At 70.3% G+C, this 21203-nt stretch carries 17 protein-coding genes and 1 pseudogene; 13 read left to right on the plus strand and 5 right to left on the minus strand.

What is annotated here, in order from left to right; all coding sequences use genetic code 11:
• The first annotated feature begins 321 nt into the window (after nucleotides 1-321).
• The 3 genes from ACIBSV_RS41850 to ACIBSV_RS41860 all read left to right on the plus strand — a co-directional run bounded on the left by ACIBSV_RS41850 (nucleotide 322) and on the right by ACIBSV_RS41860 (nucleotide 2606).
• Nucleotides 322-1059: a pirin family protein gene (locus ACIBSV_RS41850; protein ID WP_395872731.1), complete on the plus strand. Its 738-nt coding sequence runs from the start codon at nucleotides 322-324 to the stop codon at nucleotides 1057-1059.
• A gap of 91 nt (nucleotides 1060-1150) precedes the next feature.
• Nucleotides 1151-1630, plus strand: a complete 480-nt coding sequence (locus tag ACIBSV_RS41855; protein ID WP_395872732.1) for a MerR family transcriptional regulator — start codon at nucleotides 1151-1153, stop codon at nucleotides 1628-1630.
• A complete protein-coding gene (locus ACIBSV_RS41860) occupies nucleotides 1593-2606 on the plus strand; it encodes an aldo/keto reductase (RefSeq protein WP_395872733.1) in 1014 nt (337 codons plus the stop codon). Before ACIBSV_RS41855 ends, ACIBSV_RS41860 begins: the two co-directional genes overlap by 38 nt.
• Before the next feature lie 36 nt (nucleotides 2607-2642).
• Here ACIBSV_RS41860 and ACIBSV_RS41865 read toward each other — a convergent pair whose 3' ends face one another.
• The 3 genes from ACIBSV_RS41865 to aceE form a co-directional block, all read right to left on the minus strand.
• Nucleotides 2643-3803, minus strand: a complete 1161-nt coding sequence (locus ACIBSV_RS41865) for an ARPP-2 domain-containing protein (RefSeq protein ID WP_395872734.1) — start codon at nucleotides 3801-3803, stop codon at nucleotides 2643-2645.
• Nucleotides 3800-5188, minus strand: a complete 1389-nt coding sequence (locus tag ACIBSV_RS41870) for a hypothetical protein (protein WP_395872758.1) — start codon at nucleotides 5186-5188, stop codon at nucleotides 3800-3802. Before ACIBSV_RS41870 ends, ACIBSV_RS41865 begins: the two co-directional genes overlap by 4 nt.
• Before the next feature lie 254 nt (nucleotides 5189-5442).
• Nucleotides 5443-8178 carry a pyruvate dehydrogenase (acetyl-transferring), homodimeric type gene (gene aceE / locus ACIBSV_RS41875; RefSeq protein WP_395872735.1) on the minus strand — a complete coding sequence of 912 codons (2736 nt, stop codon included), beginning with the start codon at nucleotides 8176-8178 and terminating at the stop codon, nucleotides 5443-5445.
• Between the two features lie 378 nt (nucleotides 8179-8556).
• On the opposite strand from aceE, the gene ACIBSV_RS41880 reads away from it, so the two are divergent.
• Entirely contained in the window at nucleotides 8557-8781 is a 225-nt protein-coding gene (locus tag ACIBSV_RS41880; protein ID WP_395872736.1) for a DUF1918 domain-containing protein, read from the plus strand.
• A 192-nt stretch (nucleotides 8782-8973) separates the two neighbouring features.
• Entirely contained in the window at nucleotides 8974-9417 is a 444-nt protein-coding gene (locus ACIBSV_RS41885; protein ID WP_026217985.1) for a DUF3052 domain-containing protein, read from the plus strand.
• A 407-nt stretch (nucleotides 9418-9824) separates the two neighbouring features.
• On the opposite strand, the gene ACIBSV_RS41890 is transcribed toward ACIBSV_RS41885, so the two are convergent.
• Nucleotides 9825-10772 carry a maleylpyruvate isomerase N-terminal domain-containing protein gene (locus tag ACIBSV_RS41890; RefSeq protein ID WP_395872737.1) on the minus strand — a complete coding sequence of 316 codons (948 nt, stop codon included), beginning with the start codon at nucleotides 10770-10772 and terminating at the stop codon, nucleotides 9825-9827.
• A 128-nt stretch (nucleotides 10773-10900) separates the two neighbouring features.
• Here ACIBSV_RS41890 and ACIBSV_RS41895 point away from each other — a divergent pair, with 128 nt between their 5' ends.
• From ACIBSV_RS41895 to ACIBSV_RS41915, 5 genes are all read left to right on the plus strand, one after another.
• Nucleotides 10901-11359 (plus strand): peroxiredoxin, encoded by a 459-nt coding sequence (locus ACIBSV_RS41895; protein ID WP_395872738.1) that lies wholly within the window; start codon nucleotides 10901-10903, stop codon nucleotides 11357-11359.
• 176 nt (nucleotides 11360-11535) lie between these two features.
• Nucleotides 11536-12111 carry a TerD family protein gene (locus tag ACIBSV_RS41900; protein WP_395872739.1) on the plus strand — a complete coding sequence of 192 codons (576 nt, stop codon included), beginning with the start codon at nucleotides 11536-11538 and terminating at the stop codon, nucleotides 12109-12111.
• A gap of 195 nt (nucleotides 12112-12306) precedes the next feature.
• Nucleotides 12307-12885 carry a TerD family protein gene (locus ACIBSV_RS41905; protein WP_395872759.1) on the plus strand — a complete coding sequence of 193 codons (579 nt, stop codon included), beginning with the start codon at nucleotides 12307-12309 and terminating at the stop codon, nucleotides 12883-12885.
• Between the two features lie 148 nt (nucleotides 12886-13033).
• A complete protein-coding gene (locus tag ACIBSV_RS41910; protein WP_395872740.1) occupies nucleotides 13034-14188 on the plus strand; it encodes a DUF475 domain-containing protein in 1155 nt (384 codons plus the stop codon).
• A 158-nt stretch (nucleotides 14189-14346) separates the two neighbouring features.
• Nucleotides 14347-15039, plus strand: coding sequence for a Tellurium resistance (locus ACIBSV_RS41915; RefSeq protein WP_395872741.1), 693 nt, complete (start codon nucleotides 14347-14349; stop codon nucleotides 15037-15039).
• A 100-nt stretch (nucleotides 15040-15139) separates the two neighbouring features.
• On the opposite strand, the gene ACIBSV_RS41920 is transcribed toward ACIBSV_RS41915, so the two are convergent.
• Nucleotides 15140-16402 (minus strand): TerD family protein, encoded by a 1263-nt coding sequence (locus tag ACIBSV_RS41920; protein WP_395872742.1) that lies wholly within the window; start codon nucleotides 16400-16402, stop codon nucleotides 15140-15142.
• A 249-nt stretch (nucleotides 16403-16651) separates the two neighbouring features.
• On the opposite strand from ACIBSV_RS41920, the gene ACIBSV_RS41925 reads away from it, so the two are divergent.
• The 3 genes and pseudogenes from ACIBSV_RS41925 to ACIBSV_RS41935 all read left to right on the plus strand — a co-directional run bounded on the left by ACIBSV_RS41925 (nucleotide 16652) and on the right by ACIBSV_RS41935 (nucleotide 21156).
• The gene (locus ACIBSV_RS41925; RefSeq protein ID WP_395872743.1) at nucleotides 16652-17824 is read left to right on the plus strand and encodes an HpcH/HpaI aldolase/citrate lyase family protein; all 1173 of its coding nucleotides are present in this window, start codon (nucleotides 16652-16654) and stop codon (nucleotides 17822-17824) included.
• 85 nt (nucleotides 17825-17909) lie between these two features.
• Nucleotides 17910-20341 (plus strand): annotated as a pseudogene (locus tag ACIBSV_RS41930) (phosphoribosyltransferase).
• Complete coding sequence (locus tag ACIBSV_RS41935) at nucleotides 20338-21156, plus strand: HAD family hydrolase (RefSeq protein ID WP_395872744.1); 819 nt, start codon at nucleotides 20338-20340, stop codon at nucleotides 21154-21156. Before ACIBSV_RS41930 ends, ACIBSV_RS41935 begins: the two are co-directional and overlap by 4 nt.
• Nucleotides 21157-21203: the final 47 nt, after the last annotated feature.

The raw sequence follows: 21203 nt of genomic DNA on the forward strand, positions 1-21203 counted from the left end.
CAGGTGTCGGGACCCGTGGAGACGGATCGCCCCTCCTGCGAGGCCGATGTCGTCGGCGCGGACGAGGCGACCTGGCTTGTCCCCGAGCACCCTGGAGAGGGGCGGGGCATCACAGTTGCGGGACAGCGCCGGGATCCCACCGGACTTCGCTGCGTTCGACGCCGTCGGCGACAAACCGGCCGCCGACGCGCGAACGATATCAACGGGGCTGTTCACCCTCGGTGATTGGGGCCGGTTTGCGGGTGATCCGCCCGCACCCGAGGGGCCCGGGCCGGACCGGGCGCGGGAACAGCACGCGCCGGGTCCGCGGTTGAAAGCGGCATGACCACCTTCGACGTGCGCCGGGCCGGCGACCGCTTCCATACGCGCGCGGGCTGGCTCGACTCGCACCACAGCTTCTCCTTCAGCCGGCACTACGCGCCGGACAACACACACTTCGGACTGCTCCTGGTCAGCAACGACGACGTGGTGGCGCCCGGTACCGGCTTCGACACGCATCCGCACCGGGACATGGAGATCGTCACGTGGGTGCTCTCCGGCTCCCTGGTGCACCAGGACTCCGAGGGCCACAACGGGATCATCCATCCGGGGCTGGCCCAGCGGATGAGCGCGGGCCGGGGCATCCTGCACTCGGAGAAGAACGACGCGGCCGGCTCGGCCGAGCCGGTGCACTTCGTACAGATGTGGGTGGTGCCGGACGAGACCGGGATCACGCCGGGTTACCAGCAGCGCGACGTGCGGGCCGAGCTCGAGCGCGGCGGGTTGGTGCCGATCGCGTCCGGGCGGCCCGGGCACGACGCGGCGATCCGCATCCACCAGAAGGACGCCGCGCTGCACGTGGCGCGACTGCCCGCGGGCGGCACCGCGACGCTGCCGGACGCGCCGTTCGCGCACGTGTTCGTCGCGCGCGGCATCGTCGAGCTGGAGGGCGCCGGTGTGCTCGCGGCGGGTGACGCGGTGCGTCTGGCGGCCGCCCAGGGGCAGCGGATCACCGCCTTCCCGGACGGCCCGGCCGAGGTGCTGGTGTGGGAGATGCACGCCGGGTTGACCGACGCGTGAGGATTCGTGCTTGCTTGGAGTGCGCTCCAACTCCGTAGCGTTCATGTCGTGCCCGCCCCACCGGGGCGGGCTCCCCACCGGAGGCTCAACGATGTCGGCCACGCAGCAGGTCACCGCACCGCAGGACTACGAGGTCGGCAAGTACTCGATCGGCGAAGTGGTCGCCCGCACCGGTCTGACCGCGCACACCCTGCGCTGGTACGAGCGGATCGGCCTGATGCGGCACGTGAGCCGGCAGGGCCCCGGGACGGGACGAGACGGGAACGGGCGGGGGAGTCGGCGTCGCTACAGCGACCACGATCTCGACTGGCTGGAGTTCGTCGGCAAGATGCGGCTGACCGGGATGCCGGTGGCGGACATGCTCCGGTACGCGGAGCTGGTCCGCCTGGGCGACGAGACCCGGGCCGCGCGCCGAGAGCTGTTGCAGGACCACCGCGAGGAGGTCCGCAACCGGATCAGCGATCTCCAGAGCTGCCTGCTCGTCATCGACCACAAGATCGAGATGTACGCGGACGCGGAGCGGAGTAACGATGATGAGCACTCACAGGACGAGCACTCTCAGGCTGGGTGACGACGGTCCCGAGGTCTTCGCCCAGGGGCTGGGCTGCATGGGCATGAGCGCCTTCTACGTGGGCGCCGAACACGGCGAGTCGGTGGCGACCCTGGAACGCGCGCTCGACCTGGGCGTCACCCTGTTCGACACCTCGGACGTCTACGGCCCGCACACCAACGAGGAACTGCTCGGGGCCTTCCTCGCCGAGGGCGGCCGGCGCGAGCGGGTCACCCTCGCGACCAAGTTCGCGATCGACATCTCGCCCGAGGGCGTGCGCGAGATCCGCGGCGACGCGGCCTACGTCAAGCGGGCCGCCGAGGCGAGCCTGCGCCGGCTGCGCACCGATGTGATCGACCTGTACTACATGCACCGTCGCGACGTGCGGGTGCCGATCGAGGAGACCGTCGGCGCGATGGCGGAGCTGGTGCGCGAGGGCAAGGTCCGGCACCTGGGCCTGTCCGAGGTGACCGCGAAGGAGCTGCACGCGGCGGCGGCCGTGCACCCGATCGCCGCCGTGCAGTCGGAGTGGAGCCTGTTCACCCGCGACATCGAGGACTCCGTGGTGCCCGCCACCCGCGAGGCGGGCGCGGCGCTGGTCGCCTACTCGCCGCTCGGCCGGGGCTTCCTGACCGGTGCCTGGGCCGCGGCGGAGACGCTGCCCGAGGGCGACTTCCGCCGCTTCCAGCCGCGCTTCACCGGCGACAACGCCGCCGCGAACGCGGCGATCCTGGAGCCGGTGCGGGCGATCGCGCGGGCGCACGGCGCGACGCCTGCGCAGGTCGCGTTGGCGTGGGTGCAGTCGCGCACCCAAGCGTGGGGCCTGTCGGTGGTGCCGATTCCGGGCACCACCAAGCGGCACCGCCTGGAGGAGAACGTGGCCGCGGTCGACCTGGTGCTCACCGAGGCCGAACTGGCCGCGCTGGAGCCGATCGCCGGGCAGGTCACCGGCGCGCGGTACCCGGACATGGCGGCCACCTTCAACGACCGCGACTAGACACGCCCGAGGCCGCCTCGCCGACGCGGGGCGGTCTCAGCCGCGGCGGCGTCCGTCGCGATCGAGGCGATCCACCACGTGTTGCCGGAGCAGCCCCTCGAAGCCCGAGTCGCGGATCCGACGGGTCAACTCGGACGGCGTGGTGTGCAACGCGGTCGCCGTCGCGACCAGATCCCACTCGTGCGCGCGCAGGTTGGCGAGCAGGTGGCCCCTGCGGGTCTGCGCGGGGGACAGCCGAAACGTCTTGCAGTACGCGAGCCGGCCGTCCTCGTGGGTGATGCGCTCGCCGATGTGGTTCTCCTCGTCGAGTCGGAACGAGGGCAGGAACCGGGTGAGCTCGAACGAGCCCATCCGGTACACCGATTCACTCGTGTAGGCACCTTCGCCGGTGAGGCCGGCCAGCATCAGGTGATGGAACCGCTCCCACGCGCGGGACTGTTCCGCCGCCTCGCGGCGCAGGTTCGCGAGCGAGGACACCCGCTCGCCGTCGATCGCCACGACGAAGTCCGGTACCGCCTCGACGTAGTTGGCGTAGTGGAACAGCACCTCGCCGTACAGATCCTCGAGCAGCGTGGTGTGCAGGGCCCGGTAGTCGGCGGGGTGCGGCACCACGAACACGCTCGCGAGCGTGTCCGCGACGTACAGCGCGACCCCGCACTGCCCGCGATGGATCTCGAACACCTTGAGCGCGTCGGCCAGACCGCGCACGACACAGCCGCAGAACGCCTCCTCCGTGCGCGGCGACAACCCCTTGCGCACGGCCCGGTCGGTCCATTCCTCCCACACGATCGACGGCCCGCCGAAGTGCAACGAGAGATACCCCTCCATGGCCAGGTGCATCGGGAGGAAACGCAGCCGGTTGCTGCTCTCCCGGTGAGCCATCCGGCGCAACGCCCGCCGAGGCGCCCGCATTCGCGCGCTCGAGGGCGTGGCCGGCCGTTCCTGGAGCTGGGTGCCGAACGCCGCCGACGGGTCGGCGTCGGTGCCCCAGGACGCCACGAACGCGTGCGGGATGAAGGCCTGGTAGCAGGTGCCGTCGCCGACGTCGACGATCGAGGGGTCACCGGCCCCGTACACCCGCCGATCCAGCCGCAGGCCCACCAGCGGCTCCTCGCGCACCAGCGGCACCAGTCGGATCGCGCCCCACACCTGTGCGGGTCGGGCGGTCAGGCCGGTCGTTGCGAACGTGTCGCTCATACCGCCGCCTTCCGGGCCCGGAATCGGTCCTGACGATCCGTCAGGTAGTGCCGCAGTTCCTCGAACCCGGCCCGCCCCTCGGCGAACCGGGCCAACTCGACCAGCGCCGGCACGTCCTCCGCGTCGCGCACACCCACCGTCGGCACGCTCGCCGACAGCCGCTTGACGTCGAAGCCGTCCGCGTCGTACACGGGATTGAGATGCACCACGGTGGTCGCCCCGCCCGGATCCAGCCTTTCGCGCCACACCCGCAACACCTCGGCGGCCAGCCCCGGCGGGCTGTTGTCCCAGCCGTCGGAGACCACGACCAGCCGGTCCGGGGCCAGTTCGAGCGCGTCGATCAGCCGCTCGCCCAGCGGCGTGGGCCCGCTCGGTCGCACCAGCAGCGGGTCGTGCAGCCCCGAGGTCCACAGGCCGGTGAACTCCCGGGCGAGCGCCTTCAACAGGAACCGGCAGGCCAGCGCAACCGCCAGCGGCCGTTGCCGCTTCGCGGTCGACCCGAACGAGGAGAAGCTGTCGTCGAGCACCGCGACGACCCGGCCCCAGGTTCCCGCGGCGTCTCCCGCCGCCCGCCGCGCGGATTCGGTCAGCGCGTGCCGCAACTCGTCGTATCGGGCGGTGCGATCGGCGCGCGGCAGGGACAACACGTAGGACGCCAGCCGGGTCAGCGGCATCCGGGAGAGGTCGGCCCGCACCGCGCCGACCTCGGCCCGCTCGCCGGCGCCCTGCAACCGCAACCGCTCCAGCCGGGTCAGTTGCGGGGCGATCCGCTCCAGGAACGTCGCGCGCTTGATGCCGTGCTTGGACGCGAGCCCCTCGGCGACGGTGTACGGCAGTTCGTACAGCGCGCTCTGCGCGTAGTGCGCCTGGCGCCAGGTCTCGAACAGCGGGGTTTCGAAGGCCGCCACCTTGCGGGGCGCGGTGAACAGGAACGTGCCGGTCTCGGCGGGCGTGCGCAGGTGTGCGTGCCGAAGCGTGGCCTTGACCCCGGTCCGGTACTTCACGGCGTCGAAGACCGGATCACGGCGGCCCGCCGTCCACTCGCGCATGATCGCGCGCGTGCGGCGGTTGTTGACGCCGCGTCGGGCCAACTCGCGAAAGAGCTTCCAGACTCGCTGAGGGGCCATCAGTTCCAGCCGGCGCGCGATCAGTTCGCCCTCGCGGCGACGCACCTCGGGAGTTAGGTCGCGGCTGCTCTCGAGCAGGTTCCGGACGATCAGGGCGGCGTTGAAGTCGTTGATGCCCAGCGCGAGGGTGGCGGCGTACAGCTCGCGGTAGTTGCCCGCGATGTACTCGTGCAGGAACCCGACCGACAGCCGTTGCGCGTCCGCGTCGTCGCGGAACTCGCGCTGGCCGGTGGCGGTCACCGCGGCGTTGACGAACATCACCACGTCTTCGCACGCCGCCACTTCCCGGCGATCCACCACGCGTCCCCTCGGCCGGACGAAAGCTGACGCCGGCCGGGGAATGGAGGCGCGAACAGCGAAGTGACGCTTAAGAGGCGATTCCGAAAGTCGCAGCCGAAGTCCCGCGGCCGGCCCCGCGAGTCTAGACCCGGGGCGATCCCGAAGGCTCGGCAATAACGGCCGCGGCCCCGATCCCGGGCAAGGATCGGGGCCGCGGCCGGACTACGTGCCGATCAGGCGTCGCCGCCGACCGTGCCCACTCCGGCCGCCTTGACGTCCAGGAGTTCGTAGCGCTTGATCGCGTCCGCGACCACGCCGGGCTCGATCTCGCCGCGGCGGGCGAGCTCGGACAGCACACCCACCACGACGGACTCGGTGTCCACGTGGAAGAAGCGCCGGGCCGCGCCGCGCGTGTCGGCGAAGCCGAAGCCGTCGGTGCCCAGCGACGCGAAGTCCGCCGGGACCCAACGCGAGATCTGGTCCGGTACGGCCCGCATCCAGTCGCTGACCGCCACCACCGGGCCGGGCCGGCCGTCGAGTACTCGGGTCACGTACGGGATGTGCGGCTCGGCCTCGGGGTGGAGCAGGTTGTGCTCCTCCGCCGCGACCGCGTCGCGCCGCAGCTCGTTCCAGGACGTGACCGACCACACGTCGGCGACCACGTTCCAGTCCTCGGCGAGCAGCTTCTGCGCGTCCAGCGCCCACGGCATACCGACACCGGAGGCGAGGATCTGGGCACGCAGCGCGCCCTCCTTGGCGGGACCGTCCTGGTAGAGGTACAGGCCCTTGAGGATGCCGTCCACGTCGACGTTCGCGGGCTCCGCCGGCTGCGCGATGGGCTCGTTGTAGACCGTCATGTAGTAGAAGACGTCCTCGGCGTTCTCGCCGTACATCCGCCGCAGACCGTCCTTGACGATGTGCGCGATCTCGTACGAGAAGGCCGGGTCGTAGGCGACACAGGCCGGGTTCGTCGAGGCCAGCAGCTGCGAGTGCCCGTCCGCGTGCTGGGTGCCCTCGCCGGTCAGTGTGGTGCGACCGGCCGTGGCGCCGAGCACGAAGCCGCGGCTGAGCTGGTCGGCCATCTGCCAGAACTGGTCGCCGGTGCGCTGGAACCCGAACATCGAGTAGAAGACGTACACGGGGATCATCTGCTCGCCGTGCGTCGAGTACGTCGAGCCCGCGGCGATCAGCGACGCCACACAGCCGGCCTCGGAGATGCCGTCGTGCAACATCTGACCCTGCGCCGACTCCTTGTACGACAGGAGCAGCTCACGGTCCACCGAGTCGTAGGTCTGCCCGTGCGGGTTGTAGACCTTGGCGGTCGGGAACATCGCGTCCATGCCGAAGGTGCGGTACTCGTCCGGCGCGATCGGCACGAAGCGCTTGCCGATCTCGGAGTCGCGCATCAGGTCCTTGAGCAGGCGCACGAACGCCTGCGTCGTGGCGACCGGCTGCTTCGAGCCCTTCTTCAGCACGCTGTAGACCGGGTCGCCGGGCAGCTTGAGCGGCTTGGAGCGGTCCAGCCGCTGCGGCAGCGAACCACCGAGCGCGGCACGCCGCTCGCGCATGTACTCCATCTCCTCGGACTTCTCACCGGGGTGGAAGTACGGGGGGACGTCGCCTTCGAGCTGCTCGTCCGAGATCGGCAGGTAGAGCCGGTCGCGGAACGCCTTCAGGTCCGACTTGGTGAGCTTCTTCATCTGGTGCGTGGCGTTGCGCGACTCGAAGTTCGGGCCGAGCGTCCACCCCTTCACCGTCTGCGCCAGGATCACCGTCGGCTGACCGACGTGCTCACGTGCCGACTTGAAGGCCGCGTAGACCTTGCGGTAGTCGTGCCCGCCGCGACCGAGCTTTTGGATGTCCTCGTCGGTCAGGTCCTGCACCATCCGACGCAGCCGCGCGTCGTCGCCGAAGAAGTGCTCGCGCACGTACGCGCCGGACTCCACCGCATAGGTCTGGAACTGGCCGTCGGGCGTCGTGTTCATCTTGTTCACGAGCGCGCCGTCGGTGTCCTGGGCCAGCAGCGGGTCCCAGTCGCGACCCCAGACGACCTTGATCACGTTCCAGCCGGCGCCGCGGAAGTACGACTCCAGCTCCTGGATGATCTTGCCGTTGCCGCGCACCGGACCGTCGAGTCGCTGCAGGTTGCAGTTGATCACGAAGGTGAGGTTGTCCAGCTCCTCACGGGCGGCCAGGCCGATGTTGCCGAGCGACTCCGGCTCGTCCATCTCGCCGTCGCCGAGGAAGGCCCAGACGTGGCTGCGCGAGGTGTCCTTGATGTTCCGGTTGTGCAGGTACCGGTTGAACCGGGCCTGGTAGATCGCCCCGAGCGGGCCCAGGCCCATCGAGACGGTCGGGAATTCCCAGAACTCCGGCATCATCCGCGGGTGCGGGTAGCTCGGCAGCCCGTTCGGGGCGGCCGACTTCTCCTGGCGGAAGCCGTCGAGCTGGGCCTGGGTGAGGCGTCCCTCCAGGAAGGCACGTGCGTAGATGCCCGGAGACGCGTGTCCCTGGAAGTAGATCTGGTCGCCCGACTCCCCGTGGTCCTTGCCGCGGAAGAAGTGGTTGAAGCCGACCTCGTACAGGCTCGCCGAGGACGCGTAGGTGGCGATGTGTCCGCCGACCCCCAGCCCCGGGCGGTTCGCCCGCGACACCATGATCGCGGCATTCCACCGGACGAACGCACGGATGCGCCGCTCGATGTTCTCGTCGCCGGGGAACCAGGGCTCGCTCTCCGGGGCAATCGTGTTGATGTAGTCCGTGCTGCGCAGGCCCGGCACGCCGACCTGTCGTTCACGGGCCCGTTCGAGCAGCTTGAGCATGATGTAGCGGGCTCGCTGGCGGCCCTGCTCGTTGATGACTGCGTCCAGCGACTCCAGCCATTCCCCGGTCTCGTTCGGATCGATGTCGGGGAGCTGGCTCGGGAGGCCGTCGCTGATGATCGAGAAGCGCTCTCGTCCGGAAGCCACGCTGTTCCTTCGCCTTATCGGTAGATGGGGACCCTCCCCGCGAGAGCGGGGTCGACCACCCTGAGCGGTGTCGCGCCGTCCCCATCGTGGTACCCGGACGTTGGATCCGTCATCTCTACCGACCGGTAATGGACCGGCGGGGTGCCCGCCTGCGCCACATGTACCGAGCTCGATCCGTGTTCGGTTACCGCGAAAGGAGCGGAGCTGCCCTGATCGTCCGACTGTCGCCGGACGCTCCACGCGGCGGTTCGCGATTGCGGGGTGATGCAACCGTGAACCTCCAAGACCTTACGCCGACTGTCTTACGCGCGGCGCACTGGCGTAGTTCCCTGGGGGTGTGAGTGGTTTCGCACCCGTTCGAGAAGGAGGTCACAGCCGATGCGGGCACGAATTGGCGACCGGCTCCACGTGCACGGGAAGACGGTCGGTCGAGGCGACCGATTCGGGGAGATCGTCGAGGTCAGGGGGCCGGACGGGGCACCGCCGTATGTGGTGCGGTTCGAGGACGGACACACCGGGTTGGTGATCCCCGGCGCGGACGCGGTGATCGAGACCGCAGGCGGCGCCGACCCGGCCGCGGGACGGCCCCGGCGGACCTGGTGAGCATTCGTCTGTCACGCTGGACCCTCGAATACGTTGCGTGATCCACACCTGGCGGGGGTAGCTTCCGCACAGGGCGCGGTGTGGCGTTTGCGCGAGTACGTGACCTGGGTACTTGCGCGAACAGCCTGGCGCGTGTGGACTTACGCGCGTGAGCCCCGAAGCGTTGTGGGGCCGGACAAGGGAGGTTAATTCGTGAGCGCGACCGCGGACCACGCGGAAGAGCGGGCCAACTCGGCCGTTCGACTTGGGTTCCAGCCCGGACAGGTGGTCCAGGAGCTCGGTTACGACGACGACGTGGACGAGGAGCTGCGCGAGGAGATCGCGGAGCTCACCGGAAACGAACTCGTCGATGAGGACTACGAGGAAGACGTCGCGGACGTCGTCCTGTTGTGGTTCCGCGAGGACGACGGCGACCTCGTCGACACCCTCGTGGATGCCCTCGCCACGCTCACGGATGGTGGCCATATCTGGCTGCTGACCCCCAAGACCGGCCGTGACGGATATGTAGAACCCTCGGACATCGGTGAGGCCGCGCCGACGGCGGGCTTGGCCCGCACGACGAGCTTCGGCGCCGTCAAGGATTGGTCGGCGACCCGTCTGGTGTCGCCCAAGGCGGTGCGCAGCGGCAAGAAGTAACCCGATGCCACTGCGGTAAGCAGACGAATGCGGCCCCGGCCGGTGATGAAGGTCACCGGGCGGGGCTTGCTGTTTTGTTGGGCGACTTCGTCGCCGGCTCGCGAGGCACCGCTTTGTTGGGCGACTTCGTCGCCGGCTCGCGAGGCACCGCTTTTTCTTTCCCCCGCTTCGCTCCTCCAAGAAAAAGCGGTGCCTCGCTCGGGGCTTCGTGTCCCTCCGCTTCGCTCCGGGGCACGAAGCCCACGCTTGCGGCTCCGCCGCTCTCCGCGCTTCGCGCGTCGATCACTGGGATGGGGCGGGGTCGGGGGCGCTGACGCGCCGGGGGTGGGGCGGGGGTGGTGGGCTGGGTCGGGGCGTTGATGGGTCGGGGTCGGGGTGAGGTGTGGGGGTGTGTGGGCTGGGCTGGGTTAGGGGCGGGGGCGGGTCAGGGTGGGGAGTAGGGAGGTTATTTTGGCGACGTTGGTGAGGGCGCCGGCGGTCAGGCGTAGGGCGGGGCCGCCGGGGAGGCCGGGGACGTGGTCCAGGAGCGGGGCCAGGGCGAGCAGGCCGGGCAGGTTGTGGGGCTTGAGGTCGCGGCGGGCGAGCAGGGCGGGGGCGGCGCGGCGGCCGGCGGAGGCGTCCAGGAGCAGGGCGGCGGTGCGGGCCTCGACGGCGGGCAGGTTCGGCCGGCCGGGCGGGAGCGGGAAGACCTCCCAGCCGATGCCGTCGGTGCCGGGCGCGGCGAAGCCCCAGCCGCCGCCGGGCACCGCCAGGCCGGTTCGGGTCCGGACTCCGTGCCGGGCGGCCAGCGCGCCGGTGATGTCGGCCAGAGCCAGCACCCCGGCGTCGAGCAGTTCGGGGGCGGGCTCGCCGGCGCCGCACGGGGCCAGGTCCAGCGCGTGTACGGCCAGTTCGTAGGCGATCGCGCCGAACTGGGTGAGCAGTGGAACCGGGCCGACCTGTGAGCCGGTGCGGGCGAGCGCCAACTCCGGGTCCGCGGCGGTGGCGTCGAACGCGGCGGCCAGCCGCCGGCGGCCGTCGTCGAGCGCGGCCAACAGGTCCTCGAGACCGGCGTCGCGGTGTGCCCGGACCAGGTGCGCGTTGACGTCGTCCTGGTTCATCGGGGCGGCGTCGGGAGCCCGTCGGCCGCTCGCCTCGGCGAGCAGGCGGGCCAGCAGCGGGGCGTCCGGCCAGGACGCGAGGTGGCTGATCACGGCGCGGCCGTCCCAGCCCGGCAGCCGGGACGGCGCGTTCGGGTCGACCCGGGCGGCCAGGTCACGGAAGGCGTCCCACGCGGCGAGGGCCCGCTCGCGCTGCGTTCGGGCGGGCATGGAGGCGGTGCCCCAGGGGCCGCTCACGATCTCGATCGAGGACATGCCCGCATACTGCCCGCTCGCCCGGTGCCCGAACGCCGCACCCCGGCCGCCCCGAGCCCGTCCGAAGCCCCCGGCTAGGCTCGCGCCGAGAGGCGGACGTCGCCGCCCGGGACAAGGAGATGCGCATCATGGCCGTCGAGATCGGTAGCAAGGCCCCCGAGTTCGAGCTCAAGAACCAGCACGGCGAGGTCGTTCGACTCGCGGACTTCCGCGGTGAGAAGAACGTCCTGCTCGTCTTCTACCCGTTCGCGTTCACCGGTGTGTGCACCGGCGAGCTGTGCGCGCTGCGCGACGACCTGCCCAACTTCCAGAACGACGACGTGCAGGTCCTGGCCGTGTCCTGCGACGCGCCGTTCTCGCTGCGCGTGTTCGCCGAGCAGGAGGGCTACGAGTACCCGCTGCTGTCGGACTTCTGGCCGCACGGCGGGGTCGCGCAGGCGTACGGCGTCTTCGCCGAGGACAAGGGCTGCGCCGTGCGCGCGACCTTCGTCATCGACAAGGAGGGCGTGGTCAAGTGGAGCGTGGTCAACGCGATCCCGGACGCGCGGGACCAGGCGGAGTACCTGAAGGCGCTCGCGAGCGTCTGATTCGGCGCGGTCGGGGGTTCTCCGGCGGGTTCGGGCGTAGGTCGGGCCGGGTCGGGGTACCCATGCCGCGGCGAGACTCCCGGCGGTCAGGAACTCATGACTAGGATCGGCGCGTTGTCTCGTCTGTAGGCGAAAATTCCGGGGCACCAGTTGCTCCATGAACCTTTGGAGGACTCGTGGGCGTCAGCCTGAGCAAGGGCGGCAACGTCTCGCTCTCGAAGGAGGCTCCGGGCCTCACCGCTGTTCTGGTCGGCCTGGGCTGGGACGTGCGTACGACCACCGGCACGGACTTCGACCTCGACGCGAGCGCGATCCTGCTCAACGGAAGTGGTCAGGCGCCGTCCGACGGCCACTTCGTCTTCTTCAACAACCTCAAGAGCCCCGACGGCTCCGTCGAGCACACCGGTGACAACCTCACCGGTGAGGGCGAGGGGGACGACGAGGCGATCAAGGTCAACCTGGCGGGTGTCCCGGCGGATGTCGAGCGGGTCGTCTTCCCGGTCTCGATCTACGACGCCGAGACGCGCCAGCAGAGCTTCGGCCAGGTCCGCAACGCGTTCATCCGCATCGTGAACCAGGCCGACAACAAGGAACTCGCCCGGTACGACCTCACCGAGGACGCGTCCACGGAGACCGCGATGGTCTTCGGCGAGCTCTACCGCAACGGCGCGGAGTGGAAGTTCCGCGCGGTGGGCCAGGGCTACGCCTCGGGCCTGCGCGGCATCGCCAAGGACTTCGGGGTCAACGTCTGATAGGCGAGACATCACGAACGCCCGCCGACCGCACCCGCGGTCGGCGGGCGTTCGTCGTCCCGGACCGGGGTGGGGTCGTGCGCGCCGCCGTCGGAACGCCCCCTTCCGCACGCTGTGAGCTGTGCGAAAAGGGGGTCCCGCCGGGTCGGGGGCATGGCAAGGTTGAAGCGAATGTACGACGATCAGGAGGAATCGATGGGGGTCACCCTCGCCAAGGGCGGAAACGTCTCGTTGAGCAAGGCCGCACCCAATCTCACCAATGTCTTGGTGGGTCTGGGCTGGGACGCGCGCGCCACCACGGGCGCCTCGTTCGACCTGGACGCGAGTGCGCTGCTGTGCGGTGGTGCGGGCAAGGTGCTCGGCGACGACTATTTCGTCTTCTACAACAACCTCAAGAGCCCCGAGGCTTCGGTCGAGCACACCGGCGACAACCTCACGGGTGACGGTGACGGTGACGACGAGGTGATCCTCGTCGATCTGATGGCCGTTCCCGACCAGGTCGAGAAGGTGGTTTTCCCGGTTTCGATCTACGATGCCGAGATGCGTGGGCAGACCTTCGGACAGGTCCGCAACGCCTACATCCGGATTGTGAACCAGGCGGACAACAACGAACTCGCGCGATATGACCTTACCGAGGATGCGTCAAGCGAGACAGCCATGATCTTTGGAGAACTTTACCGTTACCAGGGGGAGTGGAAGTTCCGCGCGGTAGGGCAGGGGTACGCTTCGGGCCTGCGGGGGATCGCACTCGACTTCGGCGTCAGCGTGCAATGAGTACGTACTGACGGTGTGTGTCAGGGTCGGTCACCCGGTGGGGCCGGCCCTGACGCCTTTTCCGAGTCTCTCGGGTGGGGGAGTGAGGGCCGGTCTTCCTGATGACCCACCCGGAGATGCAATCCCCAGGTAGATAAGGACCTCATCCGTGGTAATCCGTACGTTCGGCTGGTCGTTCGGCGTGACGGTGGCCGGTCTCGCCGTCGCCGCGTATTTCTGGGGGGCGACCGGATTCGGCATCGTGCTGATCCTGTCGATCCTCGAGATCTCGTTGTCTTTCGACAACGCTGTAGTAAATGCCACGATCCTCAAGAAAATGAATGCCTTCTGGCAGAAGATGTTCTTGACGATCGGTATTCTGATCGCCGTCTTCGGCATGCGGCTTGTCTTCCCGCTGCTGATCGTCAGTCTTACCGCCGGAATCGGTCCGGTGGATGTGGTGGACCTCGCGTTCCACGACGACAAGATGATCGACGGGATGACCTACGCGGAGCACTTGGACGAGGCGCACCCGGCGATCGCCGCGTTCGGTGGCCTGTTCCTGTTGATGATCTTTCTGGACTTCATGTTCGACGACGAGCGTGAACACAAGTGGATCGGCCCGCTGGAGCGCGTCACCGGCAAGCTCGGCAACTTCGACGTGCTGTCCACGCTGATCGCGCTGATCGCGCTCGTGGTGACCGCGCAGACGCTCTCGCCCGCGCACAAGGAGGGCACGGTCATGGTGGCCGGCGTGCTCGGCCTGATCGCGTACCTGGGCGTCGGCGGGCTCTCGGACTACTTCGAGACGCACGGCACGCTGGCGCACATCAACGACGAGGAGGAGGGCGAGGACGAGGCCGAGGAGGGTGCGGAGCCGGCCAAGGCCGAGGGTCGCAGCGGTCCCAAGCCCGTGCAGCTCGCCGCCGGCAAGGCCGCGTTCTTCATGTTCCTCTACCTTGAGGTGCTCGACGCGTCGTTCTCCTTCGACGGTGTGGTCGGCGCGTTCGCGATCACCCAGGACCTGCTGATGATCACGCTGGGTCTGGGCATCGGCGCGATGTACATCCGGTCGCTCACCGTCTACCTGGTGCGCCAGGGCACGCTGGACGACTACGTGTACCTGGAGCACGGCGCGATGTACGCGATCGGCGCGCTGGCGACCATCCTGCTGGTGTCGATCAAGTGGGAGATCCACGAGGTGATCACCGGCCTGGTCGGGGTCGGCTTCATCGGCGTCGCGCTGGTTTCCTCGATCATGCGCAACAAGCGGATCGGCCATGTTCCGGGGCAGAGCAACAGCGGTGTGAAGGTCGACGCCTAGCCTTCGACCGCACCCCGCGTCCCGCCGCGGGATCACGACCGGTACCGCGCCCGAGCACCGCTTCGGGCGCGGTACCGGTTTTTTCCGGCCCCGTTATGTTGTGTACTGAAGCCGCCACTACGCGTACGCGCACCGGCCGGGGGATCAGGGAGGGCTTGATGCCGCTTTTCGACTGGCGTCGGGGATTGATGGAGCGCGAGCCCGAGCACGGCGGGCACAAGGTCGCGCTGACCCGCTCGACGCCCGAGGTCTCGCTGACCCAGGCGGGTTCCGCGACCGGGACGCTGCGGGTCAATCTGCACTGGAACCCACAGGTCGAGGAGGCGCCGCCGCGCCAGCGCAGCGGCGGGTTGTTCCGCCCGCTGGCGGTGCAGTCGCCGCCGCTGCCGCAGAAGATCGACCTCGACCTCGGCTGCATGTGGGAAATGAGCGACGGCTCGAAGGGCGTCGTGCAGGCCCTGGGCAACCTCTACGGGGCCTTCAGCCAGCCGCCGTACGTGCGGCTGGACACCGACGACCGGTCCGGCTCGGCCTCGGGCGAGACGTTGTTCATCAACATCGACCAGGCGCGGAACGTGCGCCGGTTGTTGATCTTCGTCTACATCTACGAGGGCATCCCGGCGTTCGACCAGGTCAACGGGGTGGTCACGCTGTTCCCGAACTCCGGGCTGCCGATCGAGGTGCGGTTGGACGAGCACGCGCGCGAGGCGCACACCTGCGCGGTCGCGGTGGTGGAGAACCACGGCGACGAGATCGTGGTGCGGCGCGAGGTGCGCTACGTGCACGGATACCAGGCCGAGCTGGACCGTGAGTACGGGTGGGGGCTGCTGTGGGCGCGCGGCTACAAGTGATCGCCCGACCGGTTACCGCTTGGTGACCGCCTGCCGGTGGCGGCCCCGGGCGTGAACGCCGCCGCGTGTGCGGCGGCCTTCACGTCCGGGCGTCGTTTGCTCAGCCCTGGAACTGCGGGCCCTGCGGCGGGGTGTCCAGGCGGCGCATTTGGGGCGGACCGCCCTGACCCTGCGGTGGCGTGCCCGGGTACTGCTGCTGGGGCGGCATGCCCATGCCCTGCGGCGGGGTCATCCCGGGCGGCATGGGAGCGCCGTGCGAGGGCGTGTACGGTCCGGGCTGCCCCGGCCCGCCGGGGGCGGGCGGGTACTGGCCCGGCGCGGGTAGCTGCGGGCCGCCCGGAGGCATGTGCATCACGCCCGGCGGGGTCTGGAAGGACATCCCGTGCGCCGGCGTGCCCTGCGGCGGGAAGCCCTGGGGCGGCGTGCCGCCGTGTGCGGGGGGCGGCGGGACCGACGCGCCGCCGGAGGGGGTGTGCGGGTAGCCGGGGGGCGGCCCGCCGATCGTGTGCGGGGCCGGTGGCGGCGGGATCATCGGGCCGTCGTGGCGCGGCGGCGGAGGCGGCACGGGCGCGCCGCCGTACGGCGTGTTGCCGGAGAGGGGCAGCACGCCCTGCGGTGGGGCCTGCCGGTGCGCGGGCGGGGCGGGCAGCGTGCCCTGGCCGTAGTGCGGCTGCGGCAACACGGCGGTGGGAGCCGGCTCCTGGTACGAGGGCGGCGCGGGCGGGCCGTCGCGGTACGTCGGGGGCGGCGGCGGGGCGGGCGCGCTCGGCGGGGACTGGTGCACCGGCGGCAGCGGCGTCGGCACGGGAGCCGGTGTCGAGGCGCTCGGCTCGTCGTCGACGCTGATCCCGTAATCGGTCGCCAGGCCCGCGAGACCGCTCGCGTAGCCCTGCCCGACCGCGCGGAATTTCCACTGGTCGCCGCGCCGGTAGATCTCGCCGAATACGAAGGCCGTCTCGCTGGTGGCTCCGGCGATCGGGAAGTTGAGCAGCTCGCCGCCGCCGTCTGCGTCGTACAGTCGAAGGACGAGGCCGGGCACCGAACCGATGGTGCCACCGTCCGCGGACGCGGCCACGATCACATGTTGCACATCGGCGCCGAGGGCGGCGACGTCCACCCGGACACCGTCCGTGCAGCGGTCGGGCCCGGTTTTCTTGCCCTCGTGCACCACCATGCCGGACGGGTGCCGGGGCTGGTTGTAGAAGACGAAGTCGTGGTCGCCGCGCACCTTGTTGTCCGCGCCGAGCAGCAGAGCCGAGGCGTCCATGTCCGGAACACCGGCTCCCGGCCGCCATTCGAGGACCACGCGCACGGACCGGGCAGGGAGGGCCGTATTCGCTCCCTTGGACATCACCTGGGTCATGCGCCCATCCTGCCGTCCCGAAGGAGGTGCGCTCAACGTGGGGCGTGCTCGTGACGATTGTGTGAACACATGGTCCTATAACCGGATCGTACGTCTTCGATTTTGCTTTTCGGTTACCGTAGGCAGCGCCTGCCGGCGGCTCACCGGCTCGGCGCGAATGCGCCTTCGGAACAAACCAGGGCGCGTACGGGTTCCCGCCCCGTCGCGCCTTTGCCACCACCACCGTCAGTCGAGGGGGATCAGAACACGATGCGGCATTTCGGCTACTTGGACGATGCGGTCCGCGATCATCTGTTCCACCGCCCGCCGGGGGCCTTCGACCGGGACAGCGACCCCGCCGTGTTGGCCTCCGCGCTCGGTGCGACGCTCTACAGCCCCGCTACGCGTGGCACGCTCGCGGCGGACATCGTCAAGCAGGCAGCCCGCGGTGTGACCTCGATGGTGTTGTGCCTCGAGGACTCGATCGACGACCGCGAGGTGGTCGGCGCCGAGCAGAACCTGGTCGAGCAACTGGCCGAATTCGCAGGCTCCGGAGTCGAGGGCCCGCTGCTGTTCATCCGGGTTCGGCACCCCGAGCAGATCACCGACCTGACCGAGCGGCTCGGTGACACCCTGCGCGTGTTGTCCGGGTTCGTGCTGCCCAAGTTCGAGCCGGACAGCGGCGCGCGCTACCTCAAGGCTCTGGACGAGGCGATCGCGATGAGCGGGCGCCCGCTGTACGCGATGCCGGTGCTGGAATCGCCGTCCATCGCCTACATCGAACACCGGCGCGCCGTGCTCGCCGAACTCGCCGAACTGATCGGCGCGCACCGGGACCGGATCCTGGCGGTGCGGATCGGCGCCACCGACTTCCAGTCGGCGTACGCGCTGCGTCGCTCGCGCGATCTGACCGCGTACGACGTGCACCTGGTGGCCGGTCTGATCGGCGACATCGTCAACGTGTTCGGCCGCGCGGACGGCACCGGACACGTGATCAGTGGACCGGTGTGGGAGTACTTCCCGCAGGGCGAGCGGCTGTTCAAACCGCAACTGCGGCGCACCCCGTTCGCCGAGGCCGAGGACCCGGACGAGGCGGTCGAACTGCGTACCCGGCTGATCTCGGCCGACCTGGACGGGCTGATCCGCGAACTCGAACTGGACAAGGCCAACGGCCTGCTCGGCAAGACCGCGATCCACCCCAGCCATGTGGCGGTGATCCACGCGATGTCCGTGGTGACCCACGAGGAGTACTGCGACGCCACCGACATCCTGGCCGAGAGCGCGGCCGGCGGCGGGGTGCTGCGCTCGGCGTACACGAACAAGATGAACGAGGTGAAGCCGCACCGGGCCTGGGCCCAGGCGATATTGCGCCGGGCGCACGCCTTCGGCGTCGCGCGCGAGGAGGTCACCTTCGTCGACCTGCTCGCGGCCGGCATGGAGTGAACCGGCCGCCGGGGCCTGGCGTCTCGGGGCGGTGGGATTCGATCGGGTATCAGGGAAGCGGGTTCGTGGGTTGAGGGAACATCGGATGGAAACCTGGTCGGGGAGTTGGGTCGCCGAGCGGCTCGACGTGACGCTCGCGGGGGACGGACTCGACGCTTTGGTCGGGCTCGCGCTGCGGCGGAACCCGCGCCGGGCCCACCTGTTGGTGTCCACCGTGCTCGGCAAGCACATCCCGCAACGACCCGAGGTGGTCCACGACGCGGGTCGCGACTTGGGCGCGCGCGTGGCGGCGGTACTGGCCGGCGAGCCGACGCCGGTGGTGCTCGGGTACGCGGAGACCGCCACAGGGCTGGGGCACTGCGTGGCCGAGGTGCTGCCCGGGGCGACCTACCTGCACTCGACCCGGCGCCCGGTGGCCGGGGTGGCGCAGTTCGGTGCGTTCGAGGAGGAGCACTCGCACGCCACCTCGCACCTGATCCTGCCGAGTGATCCGCAACTGCTGACCGAAAGTGGGCCGTTGGTCCTGGTGGACGACGAACTGTCCACCGGGCGAACGGTCGCCAACACCATCCGGGCGCTGCACGCGGTCGCGCCGCGCGCGCACTACGTGATCGCCGCGCTGATCGACGTGCGCGGCCCGGCCGACCGGGCCGAGTTCGAGGTCTTCGCGGCCGAACTCGGCGCCCGGGTGGATGTGGTGGCCCTGGCCGCGGGCACCGTCGCGCTGCCCGAGGACGTGCTCGTGCGCGGTACCGAACTGGTGGCCGCGCACGACGACGAGCGGTCCGAGAGCGGCGGGGCGGGTCGCGTGCGCACGCTCGACCTGGACTGGCCCGCCGACCTGCCCGACGGCGGCCGGCACGGGTTCACCCAGGCCGACCAGGACGCGCTGGAGGCGGCGTTGCCGGCGCTGGGCGCGGCGCTGGCCGAGCGGGTGCTCGGTCGGCGGATCCTGGTGCTCGGCTTCGAGGAACTGATGTACACGCCGCTGCGGTTGGCCCGCGCGCTGGCCGAACACGTGGGTGCGGACGTCGAGGTGCGCTACTCGACCACGACCCGCTCGCCGGTGCTCGCGGTCGACGATCCCGGCTACGCGATCCGCACCCGGCTGCAATTCCCGTCCCACGACGACCCCGCCGACGGTCCCGGCGCCCGCTACGCGTACAACGTCGCGGCCGGCACCGACCCCGCGCGGCGGTTCGACGAGGTGCTGATCGTCGTCGACTCGGTCGCCGACACCCCCGAACTGCACGCGCCCGGTGGCCTGCTGGACGCGCTGTCCCGGGTCACCGACCACGTCGGTCTGCTCGTTGTCCCCTCCTTCACCCCCGAGGTGCGCAGGTCATGAACCACCAGCCGAGCCCGCACGGGCACGACACCGGCAAGCTGCCGGACCCGCTGTACGGGCCCGCGTTCTCCTCGTACGCCGCCGACGAGGTCGCGTGGCTGCTCAAGGACCTGTCCGCGGTCGAGTTGGAGGCGCCGCTGGAGGAGCGCGAGGAGGCGATCCAGCACGCGGGCGCGCACTACGCCGAGTCGCTGCCGATCGAATACCAGCCCTCGCCCGAGTACCAGGCGTTGTTCCACGCCGCGTTGGACGCTTCGGCGGACCGGATCGCGCACGCGGTCGGCGTGGTCACCGAGACCATCCTGGCCGAGCGCGGCCGGGACGCGGTGCTGGTCTCGCTGGCCCGGGCGGGCACCCCGGTGGGTGTGCTGATGCGCCGCTGGGCCGAGCGCGCGCACGGCCTGACGCTGCCGCACTTCGCCGTGTCGATCGTGCGCGGACGCGGCATCGACACCACCGCGCTGCGTTGGCTGGGTCGCGAGTTCGACCCGTCGCGGATCGTCTTCGTGGACGGCTGGACCGGCAAGGGCGCGATCACCCGGGAACTGTCCGACGCGTTGGAACTGACCGCCCAGACCACCGGCATGCGCTTCGACCCGGAACTGGCGGTGCTCGCCGACCCGGGCTCGTGCGTGCGCACCTACGGCACCCGCGACGACTTCCTGATCCCCTCCGCGTGCTTGAACTCGACAGTGTCCGGGCTGGTTTCACGCACCGTGCTGCGGGAGGACCTGATCGGTCCGGACGATTTCCACGGCGCGAAGTTCTACGCCGAACTGGCCGATGTCGACGTTTCCGGTCTGTTCCTGGACGCCGTCACGGCGCGGTTCGGCGCGGTGGCCCAGGACGTGGCGCGCGACCAGCCGCTGCTGGCCGCGAGCGACCGGTCGCCTACCTGGGAGGGATGGCGCGCGGTGGAGCGGATCGGTGCCGAGTACGAGATCGACAACATCAACCTGATCAAGCCCGGCGTCGGCGAGACCACGCGGGTGCTGCTGCGCCGGGTTCCGTGGCAGATCCTGGCCCGCAAGGGTGTCGGCGCGGAGTTGGACCACGTGCGGATGCTCGCCGCCCAGCGCGAAGTGCCGGTGGTCGACGTGGACGACCTGCCGTACTCGTGCGTGGGCCTGGTCAAACCGGGCTTTCGTCGGGACGGGGGCAACGCGTGAGCATCGTGGTTGCCAGCGACCTGGACCGCACCCTCATTTATTCGAAGGCCGCCGCCCGACTGGGCCTGGCGGCCGCGGACCCGACGCCCGAGTTGGTGTGCGTGGAGGTGTACGACGGCGCGCCCATGTCGTTCGTCACCGGCGGCGCGGCCGTGCTGCTCGCCGAGTTGGCCGAGCACACCACCTTCGTGCCCACCACGACCCGCACCCGCGAGCAGTACGCGCGGATCGTCCTGCCGGGCCGGGCGCCGGAGTTCGCGATCTGTGCGAACGGCGGCCACCTGCTCGTGCACGGCGAGAGCGACCCGGACTGGCAGGCGGGTGTGCGCAAGACGCTGGCCGCGAACGCCGCACCGCTGCCCGAGGTGGTCGCCCACCTGGAACGGGTCGCCCGTCCCGAGTGGACGCACAAACTCCGGGTGGCCGAGGACCTGTTCACCTATCTGGTGGTGGAACGCGCGGACCTGCCGCCCGAGTTCGTACCCGAGACGACCGCGTGGGCGGCCGAGCGCGGCTACGGCGTCTCGCTCCAGGGCCGCAAGCTCTACTTCGTCCCGGAGGCCCTGACCAAGGGCGATGCGGTGCGCGAGGTCGCCCGGCGGGCGGGCGCGGACGCGGTGTTCGCGGCGGGCGACTCGCTCCTGGACATCGAACTGCTGCGCGCGGCGGACGCCGGGGTGCGCCCGGGGCACGGCGAGCTGGCCGAGACGAACTGGGGTGCGCCGCACGTCGAGGCGCTCACCGAGCAGGGGGTGTCGGCGGGCGAGCGGATCGCGGCCTGGCTGCTGGAGCGGAGCCGGTCGCCGGTGCGGTGACGGGTGGTCGGTGACCGGTGACCAGTGGTCACCGCGCCGGCGGTCGA

This window comes from Embleya sp. NPDC050154 (genome assembly GCF_044460165.1).
Lineage (GTDB): Bacteria > Actinomycetota > Actinomycetes > Streptomycetales > Streptomycetaceae > Embleya.

Excerpts from the sequence above, each read along its gene's own strand:
- ACIBSV_RS41905 (WP_395872759.1), top strand. The coding sequence starts at position 12,307 with ATGGGGGTCACCCTCGCCAAGGGCGGAAACGTCTCGTTGAGCAAGGCC.
- ACIBSV_RS41860 (WP_395872733.1), top strand. The coding sequence starts at position 1,593 with ATGAGCACTCACAGGACGAGCACTCTCAGGCTGGGTGACGACGGTCCC.
- ACIBSV_RS41925 (WP_395872743.1), top strand. The coding sequence starts at position 16,652 with ATGCGGCATTTCGGCTACTTGGACGATGCGGTCCGCGATCATCTGTTC.
- ACIBSV_RS41890 (WP_395872737.1), bottom strand. The coding sequence starts at position 10,772 with ATGTCCTCGATCGAGATCGTGAGCGGCCCCTGGGGCACCGCCTCCATG.
- ACIBSV_RS41920 (WP_395872742.1), bottom strand. The coding sequence starts at position 16,402 with ATGACCCAGGTGATGTCCAAGGGAGCGAATACGGCCCTCCCTGCCCGG.
- ACIBSV_RS41855 (WP_395872732.1), top strand. The coding sequence starts at position 1,151 with ATGTCGGCCACGCAGCAGGTCACCGCACCGCAGGACTACGAGGTCGGC.
- ACIBSV_RS41895 (WP_395872738.1), top strand. The coding sequence starts at position 10,901 with ATGGCCGTCGAGATCGGTAGCAAGGCCCCCGAGTTCGAGCTCAAGAAC.
- ACIBSV_RS41915 (WP_395872741.1), top strand. The coding sequence starts at position 14,347 with ATGCCGCTTTTCGACTGGCGTCGGGGATTGATGGAGCGCGAGCCCGAG.
- ACIBSV_RS41865 (WP_395872734.1), bottom strand. The coding sequence starts at position 3,803 with ATGAGCGACACGTTCGCAACGACCGGCCTGACCGCCCGACCCGCACAG.
- ACIBSV_RS41850 (WP_395872731.1), top strand. The coding sequence starts at position 322 with ATGACCACCTTCGACGTGCGCCGGGCCGGCGACCGCTTCCATACGCGC.
- ACIBSV_RS41870 (WP_395872758.1), bottom strand. The coding sequence starts at position 5,188 with ATGTTCGTCAACGCCGCGGTGACCGCCACCGGCCAGCGCGAGTTCCGC.
- ACIBSV_RS41880 (WP_395872736.1), top strand. The coding sequence starts at position 8,557 with ATGCGGGCACGAATTGGCGACCGGCTCCACGTGCACGGGAAGACGGTC.